This is a genomic window from Ferrimonas lipolytica, assembly GCF_012295575.1.
GTDB classification, from domain to species: Bacteria; Pseudomonadota; Gammaproteobacteria; order Enterobacterales; family Shewanellaceae; genus Ferrimonas; species Ferrimonas lipolytica.
Genome location: NZ_CP051180.1, coordinates 2062793 through 2088629, shown reverse-complemented (window position 1 = coordinate 2088629; position 25837 = coordinate 2062793). Strand labels below are relative to the sequence as shown.

Sequence of the window (25837 nt, the reverse complement as noted above, 5' to 3'; positions counted from 1 at the left end):
ACCAATTCCCAAAGGGTTACCAACAGTGGCTTGCGCTGGCAGAGGTTTGATTGCTGCTGTTCAGCGAAAGTGAACCGCACTCATCGGTGCTTTGCGATCCCGCCGGTGCAGCGGTCAAACTATAACTGTTTGCTGCGGCTGAGGCGGTTAGGGAGTAGTATTCATCAAAGTCACCGCTAGTGGTAAAGATCGTTAAGGTTGAACCGCTTACCGCCCCAGTGAAGGTTAAGTTTTGGGCGTAGTAACGTTCTAGACGTTGGCTCGCCTCAACCAAGGTGGTTTTGGCAAGCGCACGGCGAGAGCTTTGTACGTAGTCGGTGTAGCTGGGGTAGGCTATAGACGCCAAAATGCCGAGGATGGTTACAGCTATCATCATCTCAATTAGGGTAAAACCACGGGATCTATTCATAGGTTATTCCATTACTGCCACATAGGCTTGAACGACAGATTCTGCTGTGCCATCACCGTTAGCGCGGGTGGACACCTTAATAAAGCGTCGTCGGGGTAATGTGCGTCCCAAGTCTAAACTTGGTTCAAGGCCTGCATCTTCGAGGAGGTATTCCGGATTACCATCTAATGCGTTACCACTGTTATCGACTAAAGCCACGGCGGCGTTCCAATTGCTGTCGGTTTTCCACCAATCAGCATTAATGAACTCCGCTTCGACAATGGTACTAGCGTCATCGGGATTGAGCTTGTTCGATACCGATGGGTGGTTATCGTTGATAATCGCTCGGGCTTCAAACAGCGCAGATTCCGCCCGTACAAAGCTGTTGGAATGGTCATAGTAGACGGTGCTGTTACGTCGAGAATCGATGACCTGCTTGCCAATCGACACCCCAAGGATAGCGACGATAAGAACCACTACTAAGGCACTTATTAGCGCGACACCATGTTGACGGCGACAACTATTGTGAGTGTCCATGCTAACCCCTGTTATTCGGTAGATTGATGTTGTCTCGCACTACCTGCCGTACTTTGCTATCGCCAGAGATGGTGTAGTTGGTGCCAAGCAAGTTATAGGTTTGAGCTGTCGCGTTCTGAGCACGCTCCATTTGGTTCGCTACCAATACTGCGATGCGGAGGTGGCCAACATCGGCCCAGTCGTTAACATCGTTGGCGTTAACGTACTCGTAGTCGCCAGCGAGGTTGGTGGCGAAGTCGACTTGCAGCTGATCAAAATCATCGTCAAAGGTGACGGTGCCAGATGCATCTAGACAGGTAAGCTCGTTGGTGTTGGAAACATAGAAGGTCAATGTATTCAGGGTTCCAGCAGCTAAGGTGCTGCCGTCACATTGGTAGACTTCGCCATCGATGGCGTCACTGCCGTAGTAGCGGATTGAGATAACATCACTGCCGGCGAGCGCCCCACTAAAGGTGGTTTGGTCATTCATGGCATTAATTATTTGGCCTTCGTTCCAACTCCAGTTCACGCTGCCGATGGTTTCCGTTGCTGGGCCGGGTTGCTCATTACTCATGATTTGGTCAAAGTTTCGGATGCCCGCCTGCTGCAGATAAAAGCGCAGGGTATAAAGGTTCATCCTACTTTTATTGACTAGTTGATTACTGGCGTGTGTGGCCTCGTAGGTGGCGCCATCAGCTAATACTGCAGTAAAAATCACCCCGATAATGAGAAGGGTTAAGGCTAGAGTGAGCATTAATTCGATTAATGAGAACCCTTGCTGGCGCAGCTTTGTTATCGAATCCATAATTGCATCCCTACGCATTGATGACTTTGGCCATCACTGTTGCACGTATCGACCCCGACTCCCGTTAGTGCCGCATCCCAAGTTATCGAAATATCGAAAATGTTTGGTTGCAATGGTGTTTGTGTAACCGCAAAGCGCAGCTGTGGCACTGAGGTGCTGTTGTAGTTAAACCACTCTTGCAACTCGTACAGTGCAAATTGCGCGCGTGAACAGCTGACGGTGGTCGATAAACAATCGACAGCAACGGGAGCTGTGCCAGTGGTTAGATTGGTGAAGTTGAATTCACCATCGATAGCCGCTCGAGGTTCAGAACGGATCCGTTCACTTAGGTCGAGCATCGCGCTGTAAGCCGTTTGGCTAAACCGCGCCTCCCGAGCATTTTGCAGCGATGACACCTGCAGGCGCGCAAATCCGAGCAGGGCGATAGACACCACCAATACGGCAATCAGCAATTCGATCAGAGTAAACCCTTGTTGTTTAGCTGCAATGGCTAGCTGCTGCGACATAATCTACCCTCCCAACGCGATTGATGCTGAAGCGGCGGTCATCGACGTTGTCTGAGCCGCTGCATATGCTAAAGCTCGGTGCAGCGCCACTGACATCGGCAACATGGCCACTGGGGAAAAAGTGCAGTTTTACCGAAGAACCTTCAATCTCGGCGGCATCAATAGTGGTTTGGACAGAGATAATTGAATCATTGCTGCTAGTGAAGTTGTCGTCGCGATCTTGATCTAAAAAGATTAACCAACCACGATCTGCCGCCCAGGCGGAGCTGCAGCCGGTACCATCAACTGAAGGGCATAAATAGGCGGAGCGGCCACTGCGAATCGCTTCTTGTTGAGCGCGCTGAATGGCACTGGTTAGAAGATCTTGGGTCGTTTTTACGCGACTACTTTCAATGAGCTGATTAAACGACGGAACGGTGATAGAGAGGATAATCATTGCTATCACAATGGTTATCATCAGCTCGACCAGCGTAAAGCCCATTGAACGGTAGCCGGCATTCGGTGACTTGCTCATTATAAAATCCCTTTATACTTTGAGTGTCATATGCGGCTGAATACCAACCAATTAAGTCTAAGTCGTTGACCTTATAGTGTAAAGACTTTCGGTTTATTGAAGGTAAGGTTGTTAATGATTAAGTGTTAAATGTAACTACTGCAGGGGCAGATGCGGTAACTATGAGTGATGTTCGCGGGATAATGTGTTGGTGATGTTGATGGTTGCAGTAATGCATATAAAAAGGCTGTGTCGTAGTTAGCTGTTGAAGCTTATCTTAAGCCTTCGGCTTCACCGATTGCGGTGCTTTTAGGGGAGGATGTCGCGGCGGCGACGGCACATTCTTATATGCATTAGGGGGAGATCCGCCCCCTTTGGAATCCCCTTGCCTTAGGTCGCAGTCCAAAACGCTTCGCTGAACTGCTCCAATGCGGCAGAAGATCAATAGCGGTAGTGCTTACCCTTTGTATCGCGACTCGCCTAGCCGGTGCTTTTACCGCCTTGGAAAGAACAACACTTAGTTGGTACACAGCCTATAAAAATGCTGTGTTGGGGTTGGCTGTTTAAGTTTGTCTTAAGCCTAGGGCGCTAACGACTATCGTACTTCAGCTGAGTTATGGCACCGCTGTGACGGTTGTCAGGGGAAAGCTTCGTCCCGCTCAGCCACCGGTTGCAGTCTAAAACGCTCCGCTGGACAGCGTTAATGCGGCTGAAGCTCAGAGCCAATAGTGCTTTATTGTTTTCTGTAACCCGCCTAGTCGGCATCTTAATGCGCAGGAAACGGTCATTGCTTGGTACAGCGCCTAGAAAAAAGCCAGAGCGGTTGCTCTGGCTTAGAAAAGTAACATTGGTTGCCGCTGTTATTTAGTAAGTTCAGCTATGTGAGCTTGTAAACCTTCGGCCAGCTCAGGGTGGCGCAGAGCATACTCTAGGTTAGCTTTCATGTAGCCAAGCTTATCGCCACAATCGTGAGACTTACCGGACAGGTGGAAGGCTTCAACAACCTCTTGCTCCATCAACATAGCAATGGCGTCGGTAAGTTGGATCTCATCTCCAGCGCCAGCAGGGGTTCGTTCCAATAATGCCCAGATTTCGTCGGAAAGGATGTAGCGGCCGACCACAGCAAGGTTGGAAGGAGCTTGCTTACGAGCTGGCTTTTCAACTACTCGGCTCATCGGCTTCGATTCACCGGCCTGTAGTACTTCGCCATCACAGTCGGCCACACCATATTTATGTACGATCTCCATTGGTACTGGCTCAACCATTACCTGTGAGGTGTGGGTTTCGATGAAGCGTTGACGCATTTTTGCCAAGTTGTCGCGGCTTAGATCGCAGACGGCGTTATCGATAAGTACATCAGGCAGTACAACCGCAAATGGTTGATTTCCGATCATCGGCTTAGCACAAAGCACCGCATGGCCAAGCCCTTTTGCTACGCCTTGACGAACGTGCATAACGGTAACGCCTTTAGGGGTAATCGCTTGAACCTCTTCAAGCAATTGGCGCTTAATACGTTTCTCGAGGGTGGCTTCCAATTCAAACGAAGTGTCGAAATGGTTTTCGATGGCGTTTTTGGATGAGTGAGTGACCAAAACAATCTCGGTGAAACCTGCAGCTGCACACTCTTCGACGATGTATTGGATTAGCGGCTTATCGACTACCGGTAACATCTCTTTAGGGATCGCCTTAGTGGCAGGTAACATGCGGGTGCCAAGACCAGCTACTGGGATCACTACTTTGGTTAGGCTCATTGGTGCCAAGCTCCATCTTAATTCTTATAAAAAACCGCGCAATTATAACGGGTACCGTTTCAGCTTGCTTGCTTGCTCTACTGACAAATTTCAGCTGGGCAGTTGCCGTTATGCGCTGCTCGATCACAACATATTCCTCAAATATCAAACATAGGTGATTGACGCCAAGCTCGATAGGTAATTTCGCTAATTGTTAGATTCACAACATTTAACGATAAATTATGTCAATAACTGAATTTTCAGTACGTTTTTTGTCTACCTGAGTGAAAATTGTGACCTTGATCGCGACAGAAGGCTTGGCCATTCACACCGCTGCTCATAAACTTCACGCAAACGTTTGCGCAAAGGTTTGCGTGACTTCAACTCCTTTTGTAGTTTAGGTGTATTGATGAGAAAAGCGGCTCTGCTCAATAGTGACTTAGCACGTGTTATCGCACTATCTGGTCATACTGACGAGATCACCATCGGTGATGCGGGTTTACCGATTGCTGCACGTTGTGAACGCATTGACTTGGCATTAACTCACGGAGTGCCAAGCTTTATCGATACGCTAACTATTGTCGCCACTGAGCTGCAAATTGAAGCGGTAGTTTTAGCCACTGAGATTAAGACCAATAGCGGCGAATTTCATCAACTGTTGCTAAACACCTTAGCTACACTCGGTGATGCTCAGGGGCAAGCTATTGCCGTTAGCTATGTGAGTCATGAGCAATTTAAGCTGCAGAGTCAAAACAGCCGAGCAGTGGTGCGTACCGGTGAGTGTACCCCTTACGCCAATATCATTTTGCAAGCGGGAGTTGCGTTCAAATGATCCCAGTACTCAGCTTAGCTGGCATCGATAAATCCTTCCCCGGGGTGAAAGCCCTCGATGCTGCTCAAATCAATATCTATCCAGGTCAAGTGATGGCACTGATGGGGGAAAATGGTGCTGGTAAATCGACCATGATGAAGGTCATGACCGGCATCTACCAACCTGATGCGGGCCAGTTAACCCTTAATGGTAAGCCAGTCAGCTTCGCCGGCCCGCGTCAATCTCAAGCAGCTGGGATCAGCATCATTCACCAAGAACTCAATCTGATTGATGAGCTGTCGATTGCTGAAAATATCTTCCTCGGTCGTGAACCACGAAAATTTGCTGGCCTAATCGATTGGAAGCAGATGTTCGCTGACGCCGATGCATTGCTAGCGCGGCTTAATGTGCAGCGAAACAGCCGCGAAAAGATGGGATCGCTGCCGCTGGGCGAACAACAGATGGTAGAGATCGCCAAGGCACTTTCGTTTGATTCCAATATCATCGTTATGGATGAACCAACCGATGCCCTGACCGATCGTGAAACTGATAGTTTGTTTGCGGTTATTCGAGAGTTGCGGAGACAGAACGTTGGGGTGGTGTATATCTCTCACCGCTTGCAAGAAATTTTCGAGATCTGCGATCGCGTTACGGTAATGCGCGATGGCAAATTTATTGCTGAATCCGCTATCGAAGACCTAGACGAAGCGAAACTCATCGAACAGATGGTTGGTCGTAAGCTGTCTGATCTGTACCCACGCATCGAGCATCAGCACGGTCAGGTATCGCTAGCGGTTCATCAGCTTTGCGGCAATGGCGTTAGTGACATCAGCTTTAATCTGCACGAAGGCGAAATCTTGGGGTTCAACGGCCTAATGGGAGCAGGCCGCTCCGAGTTGATGCGAGTGCTGTTTGGTGATGCCAAGCGCCAATCTGGTCAAGTTAGCTTGTATGGACAAAGCATTGATTGCTGCCACCCAAGCCAGGGTATTGCCGCTGGAATAGCCTATATCAGTGAAGACCGCAAAGGTGATGGGCTAGTACTGGGCATGTCAGTTAAACAGAACATGAGTATCAGCTCGCTGGCGGCACTTAGTAAAAACGGGATAATCGATGCCAAAGATGAGTTGGCACAAGCCAACTACTTCAAAGACGCGTTCAACGTAAAAACCCCGAGTTTAGAGCAACCGATTGGCAAACTTTCCGGCGGCAACCAGCAAAAAGCGGCGATTGCCAAAGGGCTGATGGCCAAACCGAAGGTGTTGATCCTCGATGAGCCGACTCGCGGTGTCGATGTTGGCGCTAAGAAAGAGATCTACCAACTGATAAACCAATTTAAACAAGAGGGGATGAGCATCATCTTGATCTCCTCTGATATGCCCGAAGTAATGGGTATGAGTGACCGCATTCTGGTGATGAGCAATGGCCGTATCAACGGTGAGTTTGATGCCAGAGACGTAACCCAAAAGCAGCTTCTTGCTGCGGCCATCGGCAACCATTAAGTAGAGTAGTAACCATGACAACCTCCGTATCCAATGCATCAAGCAATGGCGGCAAAGCCGTGGCGTGGCTGAAGCAACAAAAAGCACTGATTGCCCTATTGGCACTGATTGCAGTGGTATCACTGTTAAATGATCAGTTTTTCACTCAGGGCAACCTGATGAACATCCTTCGCCAGACCTCGGTTAATGCCATCATTGCGGTAGGCATGACCCTCGTTATTCTTACTGCAGGTATCGATCTCTCTGTTGGTGCGGTTTTGGCACTAACCGGTGCCTTAGGAGCAACGATGGTGGCGGCAGAGCTACCATTGATAGTTAGCATTCCAGCAACCGTAATGATAGGTGCGGCCTTTGGTGCTATGAACGGCGCCTTGATATCGAAAGGTAAGGTGCAGGCATTTATTGCCACCTTGGTAACCATGACTGCAATTCGCGGCCTGACCATGGTTTACACCGAAGGTCGGCCAATCTCTACTGGCTTTACCGATACTGCTGATCGTTTTGCTGAGATTGGTACTGGCTGGGTTGCTGGCGTGCCTGTACCGGTGTGGCTGATGCTGATTACCTTTGTGTTGGCGTGGGTGTTACTCACTCATACTCGTCTAGGCCGATACATCTATGCCATTGGTGGTAACGAATCCGCCGCTCGTCTGTCCGGCATCAACGTCGACCGAGTGAAAATGGCGGTATATGGCATCGCTGGTGCTACTTCGGCATTGGCTGGGTTGATTGTTACCTCGCGTTTATCTTCGGCGCAACCAACGGCGGGTACCTCTTACGAACTGGATGCGATCGCTGCGGTTGTGGTTGGCGGTGCCAGCTTAGCCGGTGGCCGAGGCTTTATTTGGGGCACCTTGGTTGGCGCCTTGATTATTGGCTTCTTGAATAACGCCCTCAATCTGTTGGACGTGTCCTCCTATTATCAAATGATTGCCAAAGCTGCTGTGATTTTACTGGCTGTGTTGGCTGATCGTAAATCACATCAATAACTCAACGTTAAAGAGCACAATTATGAAAACTCTGATCCGTACCGCTGCAGCCGTTGCCCTTACCGCTGTTATGGCCACACCAGCAATGGCAAAAGATACCGTTGCTTTGGTTGTTTCTACCTTAAACAACCCATTCTTTGTCACCATGAAAGAGGGGGCAGAGAAGAAGGCTGCGGAGCTTAACGTTGACCTTATCGTCCTCGACTCGCAAAACGATCCAGCCCGTGAACTGGCAAACATCGAAGATTTAACCGTACGTCAGGTAAGCGCTATTATGCTTAATCCAACCGACTCCGACGCTGCTTCTAATGCTGCTCGTATGGTTAACCGCGCTGGTATTCCACTGTTAACCTTGGACCGAGGTGTTACCCGCGGCAAGGTGGCGAGCCACATCGCTTCAGACAACGTCGCTGGCGGTAAACTTGCAGGTGACTTCATCGCTCAAAAACTGGGTAAAGGCGCTCAAGTTGGGCAGCTAGAAGGCGTTGCTGGTACCTCTGCTGCTCGTGACCGTGGTGAAGGTTTTACACAAGCAGTGAGTGCTAATGGTTTTAATTTGCGCTCGTCACAACCGGCAGATTTTGACCGCACCAAAGGCTTGAACGTTGCTGAGAACATGTTGGCCTCTAACCCAAAGTTGCAGGCTATCTTTGCGCAGAACGATGAGATGGCTCTGGGTGCCTTGCGCGCGGCCCGTGGTGCCGGTAAAGAGGTATTGATTGTTGGCTTTGATGGTACCGAAGAGGGCATCGCCGCAGTTAACCGTGGCCTGTTGGCCGCTACTGTTGCTCAGCAACCAGCCTTGATTGGCTCTATGGGGGTTGATGCCGCAGTTAAGGTTATTAATGGCCAAGCGGTTGATGCGGTTCAACCGGTTCCATTGCAAATTATCTCTAAGTAAATCCATTTTAAGGGCCGCGTTGCGGCCCTATTTGTGAGGCGCCATTGGCGAACTAACATGGCTAAGTTAACCGTTCTAGGCAGTATTAACGTAGACCACCTGATGCAGGTTGCCGCTGCCCCTAAAGCTGGGCAAACTCTAACCGCCAAAAACTATCAAGTGGTTGCTGGCGGCAAAGGCGCCAACCAAGCGGTAGCCGCCGCCAAGTTGGGGGCAGAGGTTGCTATGATTGGCTGCATCGGTAGTGACGCTATCGGTACGCAGATGAAGGCTGAATTTACGCAAGTGGGTATCGATACCAGTGGCATAACTGCTGTTGCCGGTGAGGCCACGGGCTTGGCGATGATCTACGTTGAAGACAGCGGTGAAAACCGGATTGGCATATGGCCAGGTGCCAACGGTGCCTTGTCCGAAGAGGTTCTAGTACATCATCGTGACCAAGTAACCGCTACCGATCTGCTGTTGATGCAGTTAGAAACCCCAATTGAGACACTGGTTACGGCGGCTGCTTTAGCCAAGCAAGCGGGAACAACGGTGGTACTTAACCCTGCACCAGCGCAAGCATTGCCTAAGGCATTGCTGCAAAATGTTGACATCATTACCCCCAATGAAACCGAAGCGGAACAACTTACTGGCGTTACCATCAATAACATGGACGATGCCGACCGTGCCGCCAAAGCGCTGCATGACCAGTTTGGTATCGAATTAGTATTGATTACCCTTGGTAAGCGAGGAGTGTGGTTATCGAACCAAGGACAGGGCAAGCAGATCAGCGGATTTAGCGTTAATGCGGTTGATACTACAGCAGCAGGAGACACCTTTAATGGTGGTTTCGTCACTGCTTTACTGGAAGGCAAGTCGTTATCTGATGCCGTTCGTTTTGGCCAAGCGGCAGCGGCGCTGTCGGTAACTCGCTTAGGCGCGCAAAGCTCAATCCCAACTCGCGCTGAAACCTTAGTAATGATGGAATCATAAGTGGCGACTATTCGTGATGTAGCCAAGCTCGCTGGGGTATCTACCACAACTGTATCTCACGTGCTGAATGACACTAGGTTTGTTTCTGAACAAGCCAAAGCCGCAGTGGAAGCGGCAGTAAAACAACTCAACTATGTGCCAAACGCGGTTGCTCGTAGCCTTAAAGGCGGCAGCAGCCGAGTGCTGGGCATGTTGGTTACCGATTCAAATAATCCGTTTTACGCTGATCTGATCCAGTGGGTCGACAAGGTAGCTTATCGTCATGGTTACAATCTGATCTTATGCAATACTCAAGGTTGTGCTGAGCGGGCATCGGATTACATTGATATGCTTAATCAACGGCGTGTTGACGGTATGTTGGTGATGAGTGCTGACGCACGACAGGTGCCGATGTCGGCGTTTGGAGCGATGCCATTAGTGCTGATGGATTCCGGCCCAGCAGAGGTGGGCTGTGATCGTATCCTTGATGATTCTGAACGAGGTGGCTATTTAGCAACCAAGTACTTGCTGGAACAGGGCCACACCCACATCGGCATATTAGCGGGGCCCTTGAATAAAAAAAACAGCCAAAACCGTTTGGAAGGTTACCGCCGCGCCTATGCTGAAACCAATCTCGAGTATGCTTCGACTTGGGTGCAAAGTGGTGATTTTAGCTATCAAGGCGGCTACGACGCCATGGCCGCCTTACTGCAGCAACGGGGCCGAGTATCGGCAGTGTTTGCTGGTAATGATCTTATGGCGATGGGCGCGGCTCGGGCTGCTTCAGAGCAGGGCTTAAGGATTCCGCAGGATCTGTCTTTGGTCGGTTACGACGATATTCCTGGGGCACAATACTTTAATCCACCGTTAACGACCATCCAGCAACCGGTGCAACAATTAGCAGAGCAGGCGATTGAGCTGCTGCTAAAACGTATTGCCGATCCTAAGCGGGCGGGAGAGTGCGCAATGCTAGCGCCAACCCTGATAGAACGGCACTCGGTAGCACCATTAAACTAACTAAGAACTGCAGTTCTATGTCAATTTTGCCGCTTTAGCACTTGTCTAAAGCGGTGAAAATGCTACTTTCTCTCTACTTTTGCCCAATCGGAAATATCACCATGCCAAAGGCCAGTGAAATCAAAAAAAATGCCGCCATTGAACACAACGGTAAGGTTCTGTTCGTTAAAGAGATCAATAAGCTGACCCCAAGTGGCCGCGCTGGTGCAAGCTTATACCGCATGCGTTGTTATGACGTAGCAACTGGCCTTAAAGTGGATGAGAGCTTTAAAGCCGACGAGATGATCAGTCTAGCTGACGTACGTCGTCATGACGTAATGTTCTCTTACGTTGATGGAGATGAGTATGTCTTTATGAACAATGAAGATTACACCCCATACAACTTCAACAAAGAAGCCATCGCCGAAGAGTTGCAGTTCATTACTGAAGAGACTCAAGGGGTGCAAGTGGTTACCGTTGATGATGCGCCGGTAGCAATTGAACTGCCAGCGACGGTGGAACTGGTGATTGAAGAGACTGACCCGTCGATCAAAGGTGCTTCTGCCAGTGCCCGTACCAAGCCAGCCGTTATGACCACCGGCTTGACGGTGCAGGTGCCTGAATACATCGCTTCTGGTGAGAAAGTAAAAGTCAGCACCTCTGAAGTAAAATTCCAAGGCCGTGCTGACTCAAAGTAAGCCTTGTTTGAATCGACCTAGGCGGCCAATCGGTCGCCTTTTTTTGGCTTTGGAATCCCGTTTTCAGTCCAAAGCGCTGTGCTGGGCAGCTCAAGTGCGATGCAGCAACAACTGCGTAGTTAGCTGTTGAAGTTTATCTTAAGCCTTCGGCTTCACCGATTGCGGTGCTTGTAGCGGATGATGTCGTGGTGGCGACGGCACCCAAAGGGGAAATCATCCTTTGCCTTAGATCGCAATTCAAAACCCTTGGCTGGACTGCTTCAATGCGGCAGAAGATAAATAGCGCTAGTGCTTTACCCTTGGTATCGCGACTCGCCAATGCTTTAACTGTATTAAAAAGAACAACACTTAATTGGTACACAGCCAAATTAATGCGGTTGCCCGATATCACGAGCGCTAAAGGCGGGTACAGTTAACTTGGTTGAGCATTAGCACAGATGGTTTTAGTAATGAGCATTAACGCCGTAACTGTAATTAACTGCGTTTTATCCGTACTACATTCATCACTTCAATTTCAAACCCAGCGACGTTTTCAGTGCTGACATAATAGGTCAAGTTGATGCGGGCGCCCTGCAGACTGCGATACTGTTTTTTACGCTTGTATTTGAATGGCACCGAGTGGCCTTCAATCATCAATGTATTGACGAACCAGTCCCCATTTTCACGCTGCGTATGCGAGCTGACTTTTTGGTTTTCGCTGTGGATCAGTTGTTGGTGTTGCTTGAGCATTTTGTCGGGATCTGAGTTCATCGGTCGGGAATGGTCATGCGGGTTTGTTTTACTGTAACACTTTCTGCGCTTACGAATAATCGTTAACGAGCCACTGTTGTGCTATCGCCTGCGCCACAAAGTCTGCTGACAATGGCTGTAACCTCGAAAGCCACGGTTTTCGTGATAACTGCAACTGCGATAATTGCTGGTGAACTATTGGGATAACGGCAATTGAGTCTTTGGTCGGGCTAATTAACCACAATTGTTTATCTTGCTTAGCTATATCTAACTGTGTTTGTTTGCCATTGAGCAGACGTCTAATGGTGCTCCATATCTCGTCAATAGCATAATAACTGGTGACGACTGACACGCCTTGATTCAATTGCCATGGCAGCGACAGCTTGGCAGACGATATGTCGGACAACTGCTGTAGGCACTGCTCAGGACAAACCGGATTCCACCTTGGAGCAAAGTACGCTTGGTGCCAGGCGCACTCCCAATTAATCAGTGCCACGATAAACGGGTAGTCCTGCAGTATGGGTTTAGCTTGAGGCTGCAGGGCTAGCCAGCGGCAAAATCCAACGCCCACTTGTTCTAACGACTTCGCTACTGGTCGTTGCTCGATAAATTGCATTGCGATGGTGGCAAAGAGCGATTCAGACAGTAAGTAAACCGCACAAGGGAAGGTTTTTAGCAGCGCCTGGATCTGCACTCCTTTACGGTTGTTATGGTAGATGGCTAGCGCTTGTTCGAGAGAGCTCGCTTGGTTGTTAGAGTCGCTTGGTTGGTTAAAGTATTGCAGAGGGTCTCGGCTAGCCAACCTTGCAGGTAAGGGAAAAGGTTGAGGTGGTTGTTGATTCATAATGCAGCTCTCGTTGCAGCGGTATACATCAGCTGATGTGCTTTGTTTGCTTCATCAAACAGAGCCTCGAGGGGAGGGATATTATTATCCCATTCGATAATTGTGGGCTTTGGCCCAATCAACGTTAAAACCTGTTGATACAGTTGCCACACTGGCTCGGCGATTTTACTGCCATGGTTATCGAGTAATAGTTGTCCTTGCTGTTGGTGCCCTCCAAGGTGGTAATAACTTACGGCAGACAGCGGCAGATTTGCCAGCATTTGGTCGCTATTGAGATTCAAGTTGTGGGCAGTAACAAACAGATTGTTAATATCGAATAGCAAGCCGATCCCAGTTTTTTGTACCAGTTGTGTCAGTAGCACACCCTCATTGAGTTGATCATCTGGGTAACTGAGGTAACGGGATACATTTTCCAGTATAAACGGGCGTTTAAAGTAATCCTGAACTCGTCCAATGCTAGCGCACAGCGGCTCAACAAATTGCTGTTGGTAGCTGATAGGAAGCAGATCATGACTGTTTACCCCGTTCAGTTCACTGGCACTGAGGTGATCGGAGATGGCGATGGCATCGATCTCATCGGCCATGGTTTTGATCTTGGCCAAATAGCTTACGGCAGCGCCGCCAGAGCCGATTGAAAGACCAACGCAGTGTAAAACGATGGGGTAATGCTCCGCCAGTTGACAAAGCGCGTGATAGTGAGGGCCACGGAGGGAGAGATAATTGTCCGCCAGTATCTCAATAAAGGGCAGCGGCGGACGCCGCTGCAATAGCTGCTGTAGGTGTTGCTCGCGGACACTAATGCTAATTGCTGTGGCCGCGATACCTGGCAGGGTCGTGGTTGCCATTAAGACTTTTCCATGCCTTTGGCTGGTTTTACTTTGGCGACCTTGCCCCCTAACTTTTTACAGGTGCCTTGGGGTACATAGACCCACTCATTGGCACTGTTGTCGGTTTTGGCTTGGGCGGCACAGCCGTGGCTTCCATCCAGTGAGCCGCAGTCATTCATCCCTTTTTGAGCTACTCCAGCACACTTTTCCCACGCCTTAGGCTGGTCGGGAACGGCTTGGGCAGCACCTGCTGCCAATAGTAGCCCAGCAGACATGATGCCTAGGGCGGTGGTGTTCAATGTTTTGCGCTTATCCATGTTGCTCTCCATCTCTTGGGTTGGGTTAACATCAACCAGAGTAAGCAGGTGATTGGTTCTGAAGCACTCACTTAGGTTGCTATAAGAGAAAGGGGCAGTGAGGATCTGCTTTCTATTCAATTAAGAACAATTAGAACCATTATTAGCATCGAAAAGCATTAACAAGTCAGTTAACTGAATTTGTTAGCGATTTATTTTGAACGGCATGGTCGTATCAGCAGGAAACGTGGGGAAGGTTGACTGCCTTGCTCAGCAGCCCTATGTCGAGATAACTATTGCGCGAGTTTAAAGCCGTTGCGGCCATGTTTTTTTACTTGATATAACGCCTTGTCGGCTCGTTGCAGTAATTCGGTTGCCGCCAATTGTTGTGATGGTACCAGCGTTGCAACGCCAATGCTGATGGTTACAACCGACTCAATCCCAATGGCAATGTGAGGGATCTTTAGCTCTAGCACCGCGTTAACCAATTTGTTGGCTATTTTCTCAGCCGCGCTGGTGTCGGTATTGGCTAACACCAAAACAAACTCCTCACCGCCATAACGGGCCATCAAATCACCAGGCCGTTTAGCAAATTGAGCCAATAACGCAGCAATACGTTGCAGACACTGGTCGCCCATCTGGTGGCCGTAGGTGTCGTTGTATTGCTTAAAGAGATCCACATCCAATAGCAGCACCGACAGCGGCTGCTGTTGTCGAATACCGCGGCGCCACTCTTGATCAAAAAATTGAGTAAAATGGCGGCGGTTAGGCAGTGCGGTTAGGCTATCGAGTAATGTTAGCTCGCGGACCTCTTCTTCTGCATTTTTCTGCTCGGTGATGTCAACATGGGTTATGACAGCAAATCTCTGCCCATGGTAATCGATAGCAATGGCACTCATTTGGTACCAGCGTTGCTGCTGGCCGGTATGGTAGTGGTATTGATAGCCGTAGGAGTCGGCTTGCTTTTGTAGCATTTTGGTCAGTGCGCTAACTACGGTTTGATCTTGATTGCACACATCCCAATAGCTGTAGCCAACCCATTCATGTTTCTGTTGGTGCAGCTGTGCGAATTCGATCCAAGCTTGGTTGACGAATACGATGGTGCCTTCGGAATTGATTACCGCCACATGATGAGGAACTGAATCAAGAATGACTCGGTGAAAGTGAGAAGCAACTTCCATTGAATGGCTGCCTAAAGTTAGATGAATGTGCTGAACAGTTGAGCTGTAATCAGAATTTTTTTCGAAATGGTACATTGGTTGACCTGTCACTGCGTCGATTTTGTTCACGTTTATACCGCTCGATAGTTATCGCTACCTAGGAATGTGATCTAATGACTATTGTTAGCTTTGCTGCGCTTGCTACTTCGGTCAAAATTGTAATCACTTGCTTATATCTATTAGGCGGTGTCACAGTTAAGTGTTGAGGTTTATATCAAGCCTTCGGCTTTACCGTTTGTGCTGTTTGAGAGCGGAGGATGTCGCGGTGGCGACGGCACCCAAAGAAGATCTTCGCCCCGTTTGGAATCCCCCTTGCCATAGGGTGCAGTCCCAACCCCTTTGCTGGACTGCTCCAATGCAGCAGAAGATTAATAGCGATAGTGCTTTACCCTTTGTATCGCGACTCGCCTAGCCAGTGCTTTGACTGCCTTGGAAAGAACAACACTTAGTTGGCACGCAGCTATCTATTAGCCCAAATACATCGTGTTTGCGTTGCTTGTCTTTGCAGCAAGCAGTGGCTCCATTGTTGGCTCAGACTGCGCCTATTCGCAACAGCCTTGTAGCTGCCGTGGTTAGCTAATGTGCCGCAAGAATAGGTGTTGAACTGCTGCGGTCAGCGCTACTATGTGATGCTGACAAGCGGTTAATATTTGGTCGATTAAACCAAGGTTGCCATTGGTCGTTGGTTGGGGATAAGAAGTGCTATTGAAGGCTGACTGGAGTGGTTTGCATAGTTAGGGTTCAGATTGGGCTGAAGCGACGTCGATGATCAGGTACACTTGCGCCGATTTTGAGTGGGAGATATCAGTGTGCAGCAACATCAACGGTGGATGAAATACGCGATGAGTTTGGCCGAAAAAGCCGAGCAGCTCGGAGAAGTGCCTTGCGGTGCCGTATTGGTGCACAACCAGCAGGTCATTGCTGAGGGGTATAACCGTTGCATTACCGATAACGATCCCACCGCCCATGCTGAGATCCAGGTTCTGCGCCTAGCTGGGCAAGTCTTGGACAACTACCGTTTGCTTGATACCACACTGTACATCACCCTAGAGCCATGCCCAATGTGTGCTGGCGCTATCGTTCACAGTCGGGTTGGAACCGTGGTTTATGGTGCCCCTGATCTAAAGACTGGAGCGGCGGGAACGGTAATGAATCTACTTGATGACCAACGTTTGAATCATTGGCCCAAGGTTATTGGAGGGGTATTGCAGCAGGAGTGTGGCGAACAGTTAAGTGCCTTTTTTCGCCGCAGACGGGCAGAAAAGAAGGCACTTAAATTGGCTCAAAAAACCGCAGCGGACTCTTCTAGTTCTACTTGACCGAGTGTAGCAAACTGCTTGCTACGATGAACGATACGCATGTGAGTGCGTTTGCGGCACTGACGACGTCGTTCGCTTAAACTTTTGTTTGCCAGCTTTCTTCTGATTGAACGTGACATTGGCAAACCTCCTTTCTTCGTTAGTCTTTCACAAGACGGGATATTGCTGTCGCGATATGACAGTAAGGCTATTCATCGTTGACGTGTTGATGACAACATCGACTTAGTAATCTAAGTAAGTTGATGAAAACTGCGTACCATAGTCTGCATATTTCGAATAGCGGTCAATAGAGCCATGACAGAAGTTATCGATTAGGGCGTTCAATTTGTAGCCTACATCAATAACTTGCTCGCGGTGTGATGCCGGTCCAAGTAACTATTTACCTATTTTGTTGCGATTAGCCAGATTTACTCTGACTGAAGTTAACCGCGAGCACAATGGTTAAATATTACACCAGTGCCGCCATCAAGCACTGATGTAACATTAAAGTATGGCAAGTTTGCTTGGGCAGCTATTCAGGTGCCACTGCCGTTGCGGGCACCACCGGCGTATCAAGATGACGCTCAGGCTCGCCTTGGGGGGCCTGTTGGGAGTCCAACCAGACTAAGGTGTCGTAGTAGCGGCGAATATTATCAACGTAATGTACCGCTTCATCGCCTCGGGCGTAACCGTAGCGGGTCTTTTGATAATATTCCTTCTGCCGCAGCAGCGGTAAATGCTTCTTAACATCGCGCCAGCTGTTGGGATCTTTGCCTGCGCGTTGGGTGATTACCCGCGCATCCTCTAAGTGCCCTAAGCCTATGTTGTAGGCGGCCAGGGCGAACCAGCCTTTTTCATCTTCAGGGATACTCTTAGGTAGGCGTCGAATTAATTGTTTTAGATAGTTGCTACCGCCACGAATGCTTTGCTCTGGATCGAGTCGATTGGTGACGTTCATCCGTCGGGCAGTTGGTTGGGTGAGCATCATCATGCCACGTACCCCAGTTGGACTTTTAGCTTTCGGATTCCAATGAGACTCTTGGTAGGAGATTGCGGCAAACCGGCGCCAATCTATATCGCCAGCATAACGTTGGAACATCGCCTTATATTTAGGTAAGCGGCTTTCTACCGCGCGAATAAACGCCATGGTATCGACGTAGTCAAAGCGTTGCACATGGCCAAAGTATTTGTCTTCGAGTCGCTGTAACCGTCCGGTACGTAACTCGCTGTTCCAAAACTCCAGCATAGCGCTGATTAACCAAGGATCACGCTCTTTATCAAGAGCCCATGCAACCGACTCTGAATCGCCAATTTCCAGCCCTTGTCTCAGTGACGGGTAATAGCGCTGCGCCAGAGCCAGCGAGGTTGAGTCGGTCACGGTATATTTGAGTTCGTGGTTGGCGACTTGGCGCAACAACTGTTGGGTATCTAGCTGTTTAGATTGTTGCCACTGAAAATTAGGGTTGCTCCGCTGGAACTGGTGTAGCAGCTCAGCGTGATTCGAGCCTTTTACTACGGTGATGTCGCCACTGATCTCGGCCAGCGATTTCGGGCTCCGATGGTTCTGCCTGTGCACCACAACAGGAGTTACTTCATAAAGCGGTGGGCCGAATATCCACTGTTGCTCACGCAGCGCGGTACGGGTTAAACCAGCCGCAATGATGTCGATTTCATGATTTTGGAGGGCGTCAAACAGTGTTTCCAGTGAGGTGAACGGAGTGATTTTTATCGGAACATCAACGTATTCGCCAAATTCTTTTGCCAATTCGTAGTCAATTCCAATCGGGTTTTGATTACGTAGTTGGTAGCTTGCTGGCGACGATAAGGTGCCAAAGCGCACCACAATAGGCTTTTGTGGAGATTCTGCTGTTATGGGCTCTGCGATTTCAACGCAAGCCACCAGCAATGAGGAGGTCAAAATTGCCGCAAATCGAAAAAGAATAGTGCTGATTTCCTTACAGTAATAATTTTTTCGTGATCTTATTATCAGTTTGCCTAAGGGTGTTATGGCAAAGGGTTTTCCCTATAATACCGCCACCTCAACCCCTACCTTGCATCATAACTATATAAAGGTGAATTGACGTGATTGAGATCCTACGCGGTGCGCCGGCCCTATCTGCGTTTCGTCTTGCTAAGCTCATGGACGCTTGTCGAAACGCAAACCTGCCAGTAACCGACCTTTACGCCGAACATTACCACTTCGCACATCTCTCTGCGCCACTGTCCGATGGACAATCTGAACAACTCGCTAAGATCCTTACCTACGGTCCGAAACTGGAAGAGCACGAGCCAAGCGGCAAGCTGCTATTGGTTGTGCCTCGGCCTGGGACGATTTCGCCGTGGGCATCGAAAGCGACAGATATCGCTAATAACTGCGGCTTAACAGCAGTACAGCGATTAGAACGTGGCCTTGCATGGTACGTAAATTTAAGCGATGAACTGAGTGAACTACAACAAAAACAATTACTCGGTTTGATCCACGACCGCATGGTCGAAGCGGTGTTACCAAGCTTTGACGATGCAGCGGTACTGTTTGAGCAGACCGAACCTAAACCGTTCTCATCGGTTGATGTGCTGGCAGGTGGTACCGAAGCACTGGCGCAGGCTAACGTGAAGTTAGGCTTGGCGCTGGCGGAGGATGAGATCGAATACTTGGTCGATAACTTCCGAAAACTTGGGCGTAACCCGAACGACATCGAACTGTACATGTTTGCTCAGGCGAACTCAGAGCATTGCCGCCATAAGATCTTTAACGCCGATTGGACCATTGATGGCGAACAGCAACCAAAGTCGCTGTTTAAGATGATCAAGAACACCTTTGAACTAAACCCAGAACACACCTTGTCAGCTTATAAAGATAACGCTGCGGTTATGGTTGGTTCGAATGCAGGTCGCTTCTTTGCCGATCCAGATGGCAGCTACCGCTACCACCAAGAGCCGGTGCACATTTTGATGAAGGTGGAAACTCACAACCACCCAACCGCTATTTCGCCATACCCTGGCGCGGCGACGGGCTCCGGTGGTGAGATCCGTGACGAAGGGGCAACCGGTCGCGGCTCTAAGCCAAAAGCGGGTTTAACTGGCTTTACCGTGTCTAACCTGAAGATCCCAGGCTTTGTGCAGCCATGGGAGCAAGAGTATGGCAAACCAGATCGCATTGTGTCAGCGTTGGACATCATGGTTGAAGGTCCGCTCGGTGGCGCCGCCTTTAACAATGAATTTGGCCGCCCAGCCTTGAATGGTTACTTCCGTACCTACGAACAGCAAGTCGAGAGCTTTAACGGCAACGAAGTTCGTGGTTACCACAAACCAATTATGCTGGCAGGTGGCTTTGGCAACATCCGCGAAGATCACGTACAAAAAGGCGAAATCCCAGTTGGTGCTAAGCTGATTGTCTTGGGGGGGCCAGCGATGAACATTGGCTTGGGAGGTGGCGCTGCCTCGTCGATCGCTTCCGGTCAACAAGCGGAAGATCTTGATTTTGCCTCGGTACAACGAGAAAACCCTGAGATTGAACGCCGTTGTCAGGAAGTGATTGATCGCTGCTGGCAGTTGGGTGACGACAACCCAATCGCATTTATCCACGACGTTGGTGCTGGCGGCCTATCTAATGCTATGCCGGAGTTGGTGGATGATGGTGGCCGAGGTGGTAAATTCCAATTGCGTGATGTGCTATCTGACGAAAAAGGCATGTCGCCGTTGGAGTTATGGTGTAACGAATCGCAAGAACGTTATGTGATGGCGGTTGCGCCAGAAAACCTAGCGACGTTTGCAGCGATTTGTCAGCGCGAACGGGCACCGTTTGCGGTTATTGGCGAAGCGATTGAAGCGCGCCATTTGACTCTGGAAGACAGCCACTTCGATAACACTCCAATCGATATGCCAATGGACGTGTTATTAGGTAAGGCTCCGAAGATGCACCGCGATGTCGCATCAACCGTAACGGCAGCCCCAGCATTAGATCTCAGTGGAATTAGTGTTGCTGATGCAGTTCGTCGTGTATTGCGACTGCCTGCGGTGGCCGAGAAAACCTTCCTCATCACTATTGGTGACCGTTCGGTAACCGGTATGGTTGCTCGTGATCAAATGGTTGGTCCATGGCAGGTTCCAGTGGCCAACTGTGCATTAACTACTGCAACACTGGATAGCTACTACGGTGAAGCTATGTCGATGGGGGAGCGCACCCCGCTGGCACTGATTAATTACGGTGCGTCAGCGCGTATGGCCGTAGGTGAGTCCCTCACCAACATGGCTGGGGCGCAGATCGGGTCACTTGAGCATGTGAAACTCTCAGCCAACTGGATGGCAGCTGCGGGTCACCCCGGTGAAGACGCTGGCTTGTATGAAGCGGTTAAAGCTGTTGGTGAAGAACTCTGTCCAGCACTGGGATTAACTATCCCGGTGGGCAAAGACTCCATGTCGATGAAAACCGCTTGGCAGGATGATGGCGAGCAAAAGAGCGTAACCGCACCACTGTCGCTGGTTATCACTGCCTTTGGTCGAGTTGAAGATGTCCGTACCAACGTTACCCCGCAACTGCGAACCGACGCTGGTGATACCATGCTGTTGTACATAGATACCGCCGCTGGAAAACAGCGCTTAGGTGGTTCTGCGTTGGCGCAGGTATACAACCAGTTGGGCAATCAAGCACCAGATGTTGATGACGCTTCAGTTTTGAAAGGCTTTTGGCAGTTGATGCAGCAGTTGGTTGCCACTCAACAGGTATTGGCCTATCACGACAAAGGCGACGGTGGCCTGCTGGTTACTCTGGCTGAGATGGCCTTTGCTGGCAATATCGGTATCGATGTCGATCTTGAGGGGTTGGGTAATGAACCATTATCGCTGCTGTTTAACGAGGAGTTGGGCGCGGTAATCCAGATCCGTAAAGAGGACTTTGAAGCTGTGGTTTCCGCCGCAATTGTGCACGGCCTAGACCACTGCATTCATGCCATTGGTGCACCGGCGACCGGCAACGAGATTGTTATCCGCCAAGGTGATAACGAGTTGCTGCGTGAGTCGCGTTCTGAGCTGCGTACCATCTGGGGGGAAACAACATTCCAGATGCAGGCGATGCGTGATAATCCTGCCTGTGCCAAAGAGGAGCATGAAGCGAAGCAAAACCCGAACGATCCGGGTTTGAGTGCCAAGCTAAGCTTTAATCCTGCTGATGATATCGCCGCACCGTTCATCCTAAAGGGCAATGCGCCAAAGGTTGCGGTACTGCGCGAACAAGGGGTTAACTCTCACGTTGAGATGGCGGCCGCATTTGATCGTGCTGGCTTTGATGCCATTGATGTCCACATGAGCGACATCCTTGAAGGCCGTTTAACCTTGGAGCAGTTTCAAGCTTTGGTAGCCTGCGGTGGTTTCTCATACGGTGATGTACTGGGCGCTGGCGAAGGTTGGGCTAAATCGATTCTGTTTAACGACCGTGCTCGTGACCAGTTCCAAGGCTTCTTTGAACGTCCAGATACCTTATCGCTGGGAGTGTGTAATGGTTGTCAGATGTTATCTAATCTGAAAGAGATCATACCGGGTACTGATTTGTGGCCACACTTTGTCCGCAACCGCTCGGAGCGTTTTGAAGCACGTTTCTCGCTGGTTGAGGTTCAAGATAGCCCATCGAAGTTCTTCTCTGGTATGGCCGGTAGCGTAATGCCGATTGCGGTTTCTCACGGTGAAGGTCGTGCTGAGTTCGCAAATTTAGATGCATTCCAAGCGACCGATACCTCAGGTACTGTGGCGCTGCGTTACTTGAACAATCAAGGCCAGATTGCTACAGCGTATCCAAGTAACCCGAATGGTTCGCCTGCGGGCATCACTGGCTTAACCAGCCGTGATGGTCGTGCCACTATTACCATGCCGCACCCAGAGCGAGTATTCCGTACCGTTACTAACTCTTGGCATCCGGCTGAATGGGGCGAAGATAGCCCATGGATGCGGATGTTCCGCAATGCTCGAGTTGAGCTAGGTTAAAGGCTAATCTGCTTTACTAAAAACACCGCTGCGGCGGTGTTTTTTTTTGGGCTGTGTCGTAGTTAGCTGTTGAAGTTTATATCAAGCCTTCGGCTCTACCGATTTCGGTGCTTTTAGGGGACGATGTCGCGGTGGCGACGGCACATTTTTGTATGCATTAGGGGGGAGCTCCGCCCCCTTTGCCTTAGGTCGCAGTCCAAAACGCTTCGCTGAACAGCTCCAATGCGGCAGAAGATCAACGACGGCAGTGCTTAACCTCTATATCGGAGTTCGCCTAGCCGGTGCTTGAACAGTATTGGAAGAACAACACTTAGTTGGTACACAGCCTTTTTTGGGGTTAGTTCGCTAGCGTTGTTGGCGGATCTGCAGCGGTGTTGTTTGTAACTGTTGTTGCATCAAGCGGGTTAAGGCACTTTGGTGCTGATAACCTAACTGCATAGCGATAGCATCGAGGCTGAGCTGGGTTTCACGTAGTAACCGAATGGCTAGCTGAGTTTTGGCTTGATTGGTTAGCTGACGAAAGCTGATATTGAGTTGTTGGAGTTGCCGCTGCAATGTACGCACTGTTTGTCCGCGGCGTTGGGCAATCGAAGTAATGGTATGTGGTTGTTGGGTTGATAGCGCAACGGTCAGCTCTTGCAGCAGTTGTTGTGATAACAGGGCTGGGCAACGCCAGATGAATTGCCACAGTGGTGCCAATAATGAGCTTAGATCGGCGCTGATTTCCGTTAGGGCTAATTTATCCAAAGTCAGACCTAATTTGCCGCTACCTTCAGCAATAGGGCACTGAAAGTATGTTGAGCTGTTGCTAAAACTGGGGCATCGACGGGGATAATAGATGCCGCGAAATGGATAGCGTCGCTGCAGCAGTTGCTCAAATACCCGCAATATACTGGCAAGAATATAATCGTGTAGCTGCGGTTCGTTAACCAGTAGAGGTGAGTGCAACTCAAGGCTGATGTCGAGATACAGACCATAGTCTCGCATCGTTAAGCCAACCCCTTGTACGCACTGAGGAAAAAGCGTTACGTAGCGTTGTAGGTTAGTCGCCAACGTTGCCGCTGGTAACAGCGAACAAGTTAGAGGTCCATGAGCTAACAGATCTTGCGATTTGGCCAACGCTAAGCCAATGTCGGCGCGGCTAGCACTCCCACGTCTTAGCAACGAAACCAGACTTTGAACGGGGATGAGTTGTTGCTTACCTGTGGCTATCTGCTTATCTAAACGTAGCTCAGCCAGTTGTTGTTGATATTCAGCCACTGACCAACCCGCGCATTGTGGCAGCTGCTGTAAAAAACTCGAATAGACCGATTCAGGTAGATGCTGATTGCTAATGACAACACCTAAAATGGCGTGAAATGGTAATGATGAGTGTGTATTAATTCGACACAGCAGACAACAATGGTCATGTTTTAGCTCACCACTAGCTAAAGGAAATGACCAATGAGCGTTGATCCTCAATCGATTGATATTCCTTATGAGCAACCATCGGCGGGATTGGCTTGCGGTACTGTGGTGTTGTTTGCCGTTGTTGTTACCGGTTACGCCGCCCTTTGGCTTGCAGCCGCTTTGGAGCTGATGCCATTACCGTTGACTAGTGTGCCAGCAACCATTTTGGCTTACCTGTCATTTACGGTAATGCACGATGCTGGCCACGGTAGTCTGGCGCAAGGGGAGCAACGTTATCTAGTGATAGAGCGCACTATCGGTTGGGTTGCCAGTATTCCGTTTTTGATTGTACCATTTTCATTCTTCACTCGAATTCATGACCATCACCATGCCTTTACCAACCATCCCGATAAAGACCCAGACCAATGGGTCAGTGGTGCCAATTTATGGCAGGCTCTGCCGCAAGCGCTAACACTGCTGCCACACTATGCTTACCATGGATTAGTGAGGTTGCGTCACGATCACAATATGCGTGCCAGTTGGCCAAGTTCGACGATTTATTGGTTGGCAATGGCAACGGTTATGGTTGCTATGGTGGCGCAAGGATATGGGGCTGAGCTGTGGTGGTTATTGGTGCTACCGATGTGTGCCGCCAGTGTGTTGTTGGCGTTGTTATTTGATTGGGTTCCTCATCGGCCTAACCTGCATCAAGGCCGCTATCAGAATACTCGTATCTATCTAGGCTTTGGTTTGCGCTGGCTAACGCTGGGGCAAAATTACCACCTAATCCATCATCTCTATCCTAAGTTGCCGTGGTATCGCTATCGGCAGGTGTTTGAACAGATCCGGCCGCAGCTTGAGCAGCAACAGGCGAACATTGACCAGATCAGTGGCTTGCGTAAACCATTCTCGCTCAGCCATCCATCCACTAATGCCGTGTTAACGGGTGTCGTAATAACGTTACCGCTGGTTAAACGTTACCGTGTGTGCGTCGATGCAATCGAGTTGAGTTTTGACTTGAGCGGTGTCGATGGTTTCGACTTTGCCGCGGGACAGTACATTACCTTGTCGACCCAAATAGACAATACAACGGTGACTCGAAGCTATTCAATAGTGTCGCCGCCCGGTGCTCATTCACTTGCCATAGCGGTGAAACGCAAGGACGGCGGCCTGCTTAGTTGCTATCTGCATGACCACGCTAGAATCGGAATGCGCTTTACCATCGCGGGGCCCTATGGCGATTTTGTATTGCCGTCGGCGCTGGAAACTGGATCGGCATCAACGTCTGTCGATCTGCTACTCGTGGCAGTGGGCAGCGGGATAACGCCGATGTTGACACTGATAACAACAGCGCTTGAGTGCTATAGGGGCAAGATCAGTTTGTTGGTTAGCCATCGTGCTACTGCTAACGGCCTCTATATGAAGCAGCTGGATCGACTTGTTCAACACCATCCACAACGCCTGCACATCACCACTGTCTGGACTGAGCAACGAAACCGCATTGGTTGTACAGATATAGAGTTTGCTGCGAAAGGGATGTTGATAGATAAGTGTCATGCCTATGTGTGTGGGCCAGCGGCATTACAACAATTGTGTATCAATGTCTGGACGGCAATGGGGCTAGCCGCCGAGCGCCAGCACTGTGAAACTTTTGAACTACCCATGGACGCGCCTCAAGGTGAGCGGCATCAGGTGGTGGTGACGCTACGTAATGGCTGCAGACATCAATTAACCGTCGCAGAAAATCAAACGGTGCTTGGAGTGGCGCGGGCTCAAGGAATTGACCTACCAAGCGCCTGTGGTAATGGACACTGTGGAAGCTGCTTGGTGCAGAAGCAGCAGGGGGATGATGTGCTATTGGCACCAAATTGTGCAGGGTTGTTGGTTAATGAACGACAGCAAGGTAAAACACTGTTGTGTCAGTGCCAACCGCGCACTAATCTGCTCCTTAGCGAGTTATAGCAGCGCT

Annotated in this window: 23 protein-coding genes; 10 read left to right on the top strand and 13 right to left on the bottom strand. The window is 49.8% G+C overall.

Going from position 1 to position 25837, the window contains the following annotated elements:
* Positions 1-16: 16 nt before the first annotated feature.
* From HER31_RS09700 to galU, 6 genes are all read right to left on the bottom strand, one after another.
* Positions 17-409: a type IV pilin protein gene (locus HER31_RS09700; RefSeq protein ID WP_168660385.1), complete on the bottom strand. Its 393-nt coding sequence runs from the start codon at positions 407-409 to the stop codon at positions 17-19.
* A 3-nt stretch (positions 410-412) separates the two neighbouring features.
* Positions 413-925: a pilus assembly PilX family protein gene (locus HER31_RS09695; protein ID WP_168660384.1), complete on the bottom strand. Its 513-nt coding sequence runs from the start codon at positions 923-925 to the stop codon at positions 413-415.
* Between the two features lies 1 nt (position 926).
* Positions 927-1709: a PilW family protein gene (locus HER31_RS09690; protein ID WP_168660383.1), complete on the bottom strand. Its 783-nt coding sequence runs from the start codon at positions 1707-1709 to the stop codon at positions 927-929.
* The gene (pilV, locus tag HER31_RS09685) at positions 1697-2215 is read right to left on the bottom strand and encodes a type IV pilus modification protein PilV (protein WP_168660382.1); all 519 of its coding nucleotides are present in this window, start codon (positions 2213-2215) and stop codon (positions 1697-1699) included. Before pilV ends, HER31_RS09690 begins: the two co-directional genes overlap by 13 nt.
* The gene (locus HER31_RS09680) at positions 2187-2729 is read right to left on the bottom strand and encodes a GspH/FimT family pseudopilin (RefSeq protein ID WP_168660381.1); all 543 of its coding nucleotides are present in this window, start codon (positions 2727-2729) and stop codon (positions 2187-2189) included. The genes pilV and HER31_RS09680 overlap by 29 nt, the downstream gene beginning before the upstream one ends.
* 839 nt (positions 2730-3568) lie before the next feature.
* Positions 3569-4459, bottom strand: coding sequence for a UTP--glucose-1-phosphate uridylyltransferase GalU (gene galU, locus HER31_RS09675; protein ID WP_168660380.1), 891 nt, complete (start codon positions 4457-4459; stop codon positions 3569-3571).
* A 388-nt stretch (positions 4460-4847) separates the two neighbouring features.
* Between galU and rbsD the strand changes: the two genes are divergently transcribed.
* From rbsD to efpL, 7 genes are all read left to right on the top strand, one after another.
* On the top strand, positions 4848-5270 hold the full coding sequence (gene rbsD / locus HER31_RS09670) for a D-ribose pyranase (RefSeq protein ID WP_168660379.1): 423 nt from the start codon (positions 4848-4850) through the stop codon (positions 5268-5270).
* A complete protein-coding gene (gene rbsA, locus HER31_RS09665) occupies positions 5267-6751 on the top strand; it encodes a ribose ABC transporter ATP-binding protein RbsA (RefSeq protein ID WP_168660378.1) in 1485 nt (494 codons plus the stop codon). The genes rbsD and rbsA overlap by 4 nt, the downstream gene beginning before the upstream one ends.
* 14 nt (positions 6752-6765) lie before the next feature.
* Positions 6766-7740: a ribose ABC transporter permease gene (gene rbsC / locus HER31_RS09660; RefSeq protein WP_168660377.1), complete on the top strand. Its 975-nt coding sequence runs from the start codon at positions 6766-6768 to the stop codon at positions 7738-7740.
* Positions 7741-7762: 22 nt separating this feature from the next.
* Positions 7763-8641, top strand: a complete 879-nt coding sequence (gene rbsB / locus HER31_RS09655) for a ribose ABC transporter substrate-binding protein RbsB (RefSeq protein ID WP_168660376.1) — start codon at positions 7763-7765, stop codon at positions 8639-8641.
* Positions 8642-8698: 57 nt separating this feature from the next.
* Complete coding sequence (gene rbsK, locus HER31_RS09650; protein ID WP_168660375.1) at positions 8699-9616, top strand: ribokinase; 918 nt, start codon at positions 8699-8701, stop codon at positions 9614-9616.
* Entirely contained in the window at positions 9617-10612 is a 996-nt protein-coding gene (locus tag HER31_RS09645) for a substrate-binding domain-containing protein (protein ID WP_168660374.1), read from the top strand.
* 101 nt (positions 10613-10713) lie between these two features.
* Complete coding sequence (efpL, locus tag HER31_RS09640) at positions 10714-11289, top strand: elongation factor P-like protein EfpL (protein WP_168660373.1); 576 nt, start codon at positions 10714-10716, stop codon at positions 11287-11289.
* Between the two features lie 474 nt (positions 11290-11763).
* Here the strand turns inward: efpL and HER31_RS09635 are convergent, their stop codons facing one another.
* From HER31_RS09635 to HER31_RS09615, 5 genes are all read right to left on the bottom strand, one after another.
* Entirely contained in the window at positions 11764-12039 is a 276-nt protein-coding gene (locus tag HER31_RS09635; RefSeq protein ID WP_168660372.1) for a bL21 family ribosomal protein, read from the bottom strand.
* Positions 12040-12088: 49 nt separating this feature from the next.
* Complete coding sequence (locus HER31_RS09630; protein WP_168660371.1) at positions 12089-12862, bottom strand: putative DNA-binding domain-containing protein; 774 nt, start codon at positions 12860-12862, stop codon at positions 12089-12091.
* A complete protein-coding gene (locus HER31_RS09625; protein ID WP_168660370.1) occupies positions 12859-13707 on the bottom strand; it encodes an MbnB/TglH/ChrH family RiPP precursor modification enzyme in 849 nt (282 codons plus the stop codon). Before HER31_RS09625 ends, HER31_RS09630 begins: the two co-directional genes overlap by 4 nt.
* The gene (locus HER31_RS09620; protein ID WP_238786800.1) at positions 13707-14006 is read right to left on the bottom strand and encodes a BufA1 family periplasmic bufferin-type metallophore; all 300 of its coding nucleotides are present in this window, start codon (positions 14004-14006) and stop codon (positions 13707-13709) included. Before HER31_RS09620 ends, HER31_RS09625 begins: the two co-directional genes overlap by 1 nt.
* A gap of 272 nt (positions 14007-14278) precedes the next feature.
* A complete protein-coding gene (locus tag HER31_RS09615) occupies positions 14279-15166 on the bottom strand; it encodes a sensor domain-containing diguanylate cyclase (protein WP_168660369.1) in 888 nt (295 codons plus the stop codon).
* Positions 15167-16014: 848 nt separating this feature from the next.
* Between HER31_RS09615 and tadA the strand changes: the two genes are divergently transcribed.
* Entirely contained in the window at positions 16015-16524 is a 510-nt protein-coding gene (tadA, locus tag HER31_RS09610; RefSeq protein WP_168660368.1) for a tRNA adenosine(34) deaminase TadA, read from the top strand.
* Between the two features lie 511 nt (positions 16525-17035).
* Here the strand turns inward: tadA and mltF are convergent.
* Positions 17036-18421: a membrane-bound lytic murein transglycosylase MltF gene (mltF, locus tag HER31_RS09605; protein ID WP_238786799.1), complete on the bottom strand. Its 1386-nt coding sequence runs from the start codon at positions 18419-18421 to the stop codon at positions 17036-17038.
* 167 nt (positions 18422-18588) lie between these two features.
* Between mltF and purL the strand changes: the two genes are divergently transcribed.
* Positions 18589-22479 carry a phosphoribosylformylglycinamidine synthase gene (gene purL, locus HER31_RS09600; protein WP_168663254.1) on the top strand — a complete coding sequence of 1297 codons (3891 nt, stop codon included), beginning with the start codon at positions 18589-18591 and terminating at the stop codon, positions 22477-22479.
* Positions 22480-22824: 345 nt separating this feature from the next.
* On the opposite strand, the gene HER31_RS09595 is transcribed toward purL, so the two are convergent.
* Positions 22825-23739, bottom strand: coding sequence for a helix-turn-helix domain-containing protein (locus HER31_RS09595; protein WP_168660367.1), 915 nt, complete (start codon positions 23737-23739; stop codon positions 22825-22827).
* A gap of 183 nt (positions 23740-23922) precedes the next feature.
* Here HER31_RS09595 and HER31_RS09590 point away from each other — a divergent pair, with 183 nt between their 5' ends.
* Positions 23923-25830, top strand: a complete 1908-nt coding sequence (locus tag HER31_RS09590; protein ID WP_168660366.1) for a fatty acid desaturase — start codon at positions 23923-23925, stop codon at positions 25828-25830.
* The last annotated feature ends 7 nt before the right edge of the window (positions 25831-25837 follow it).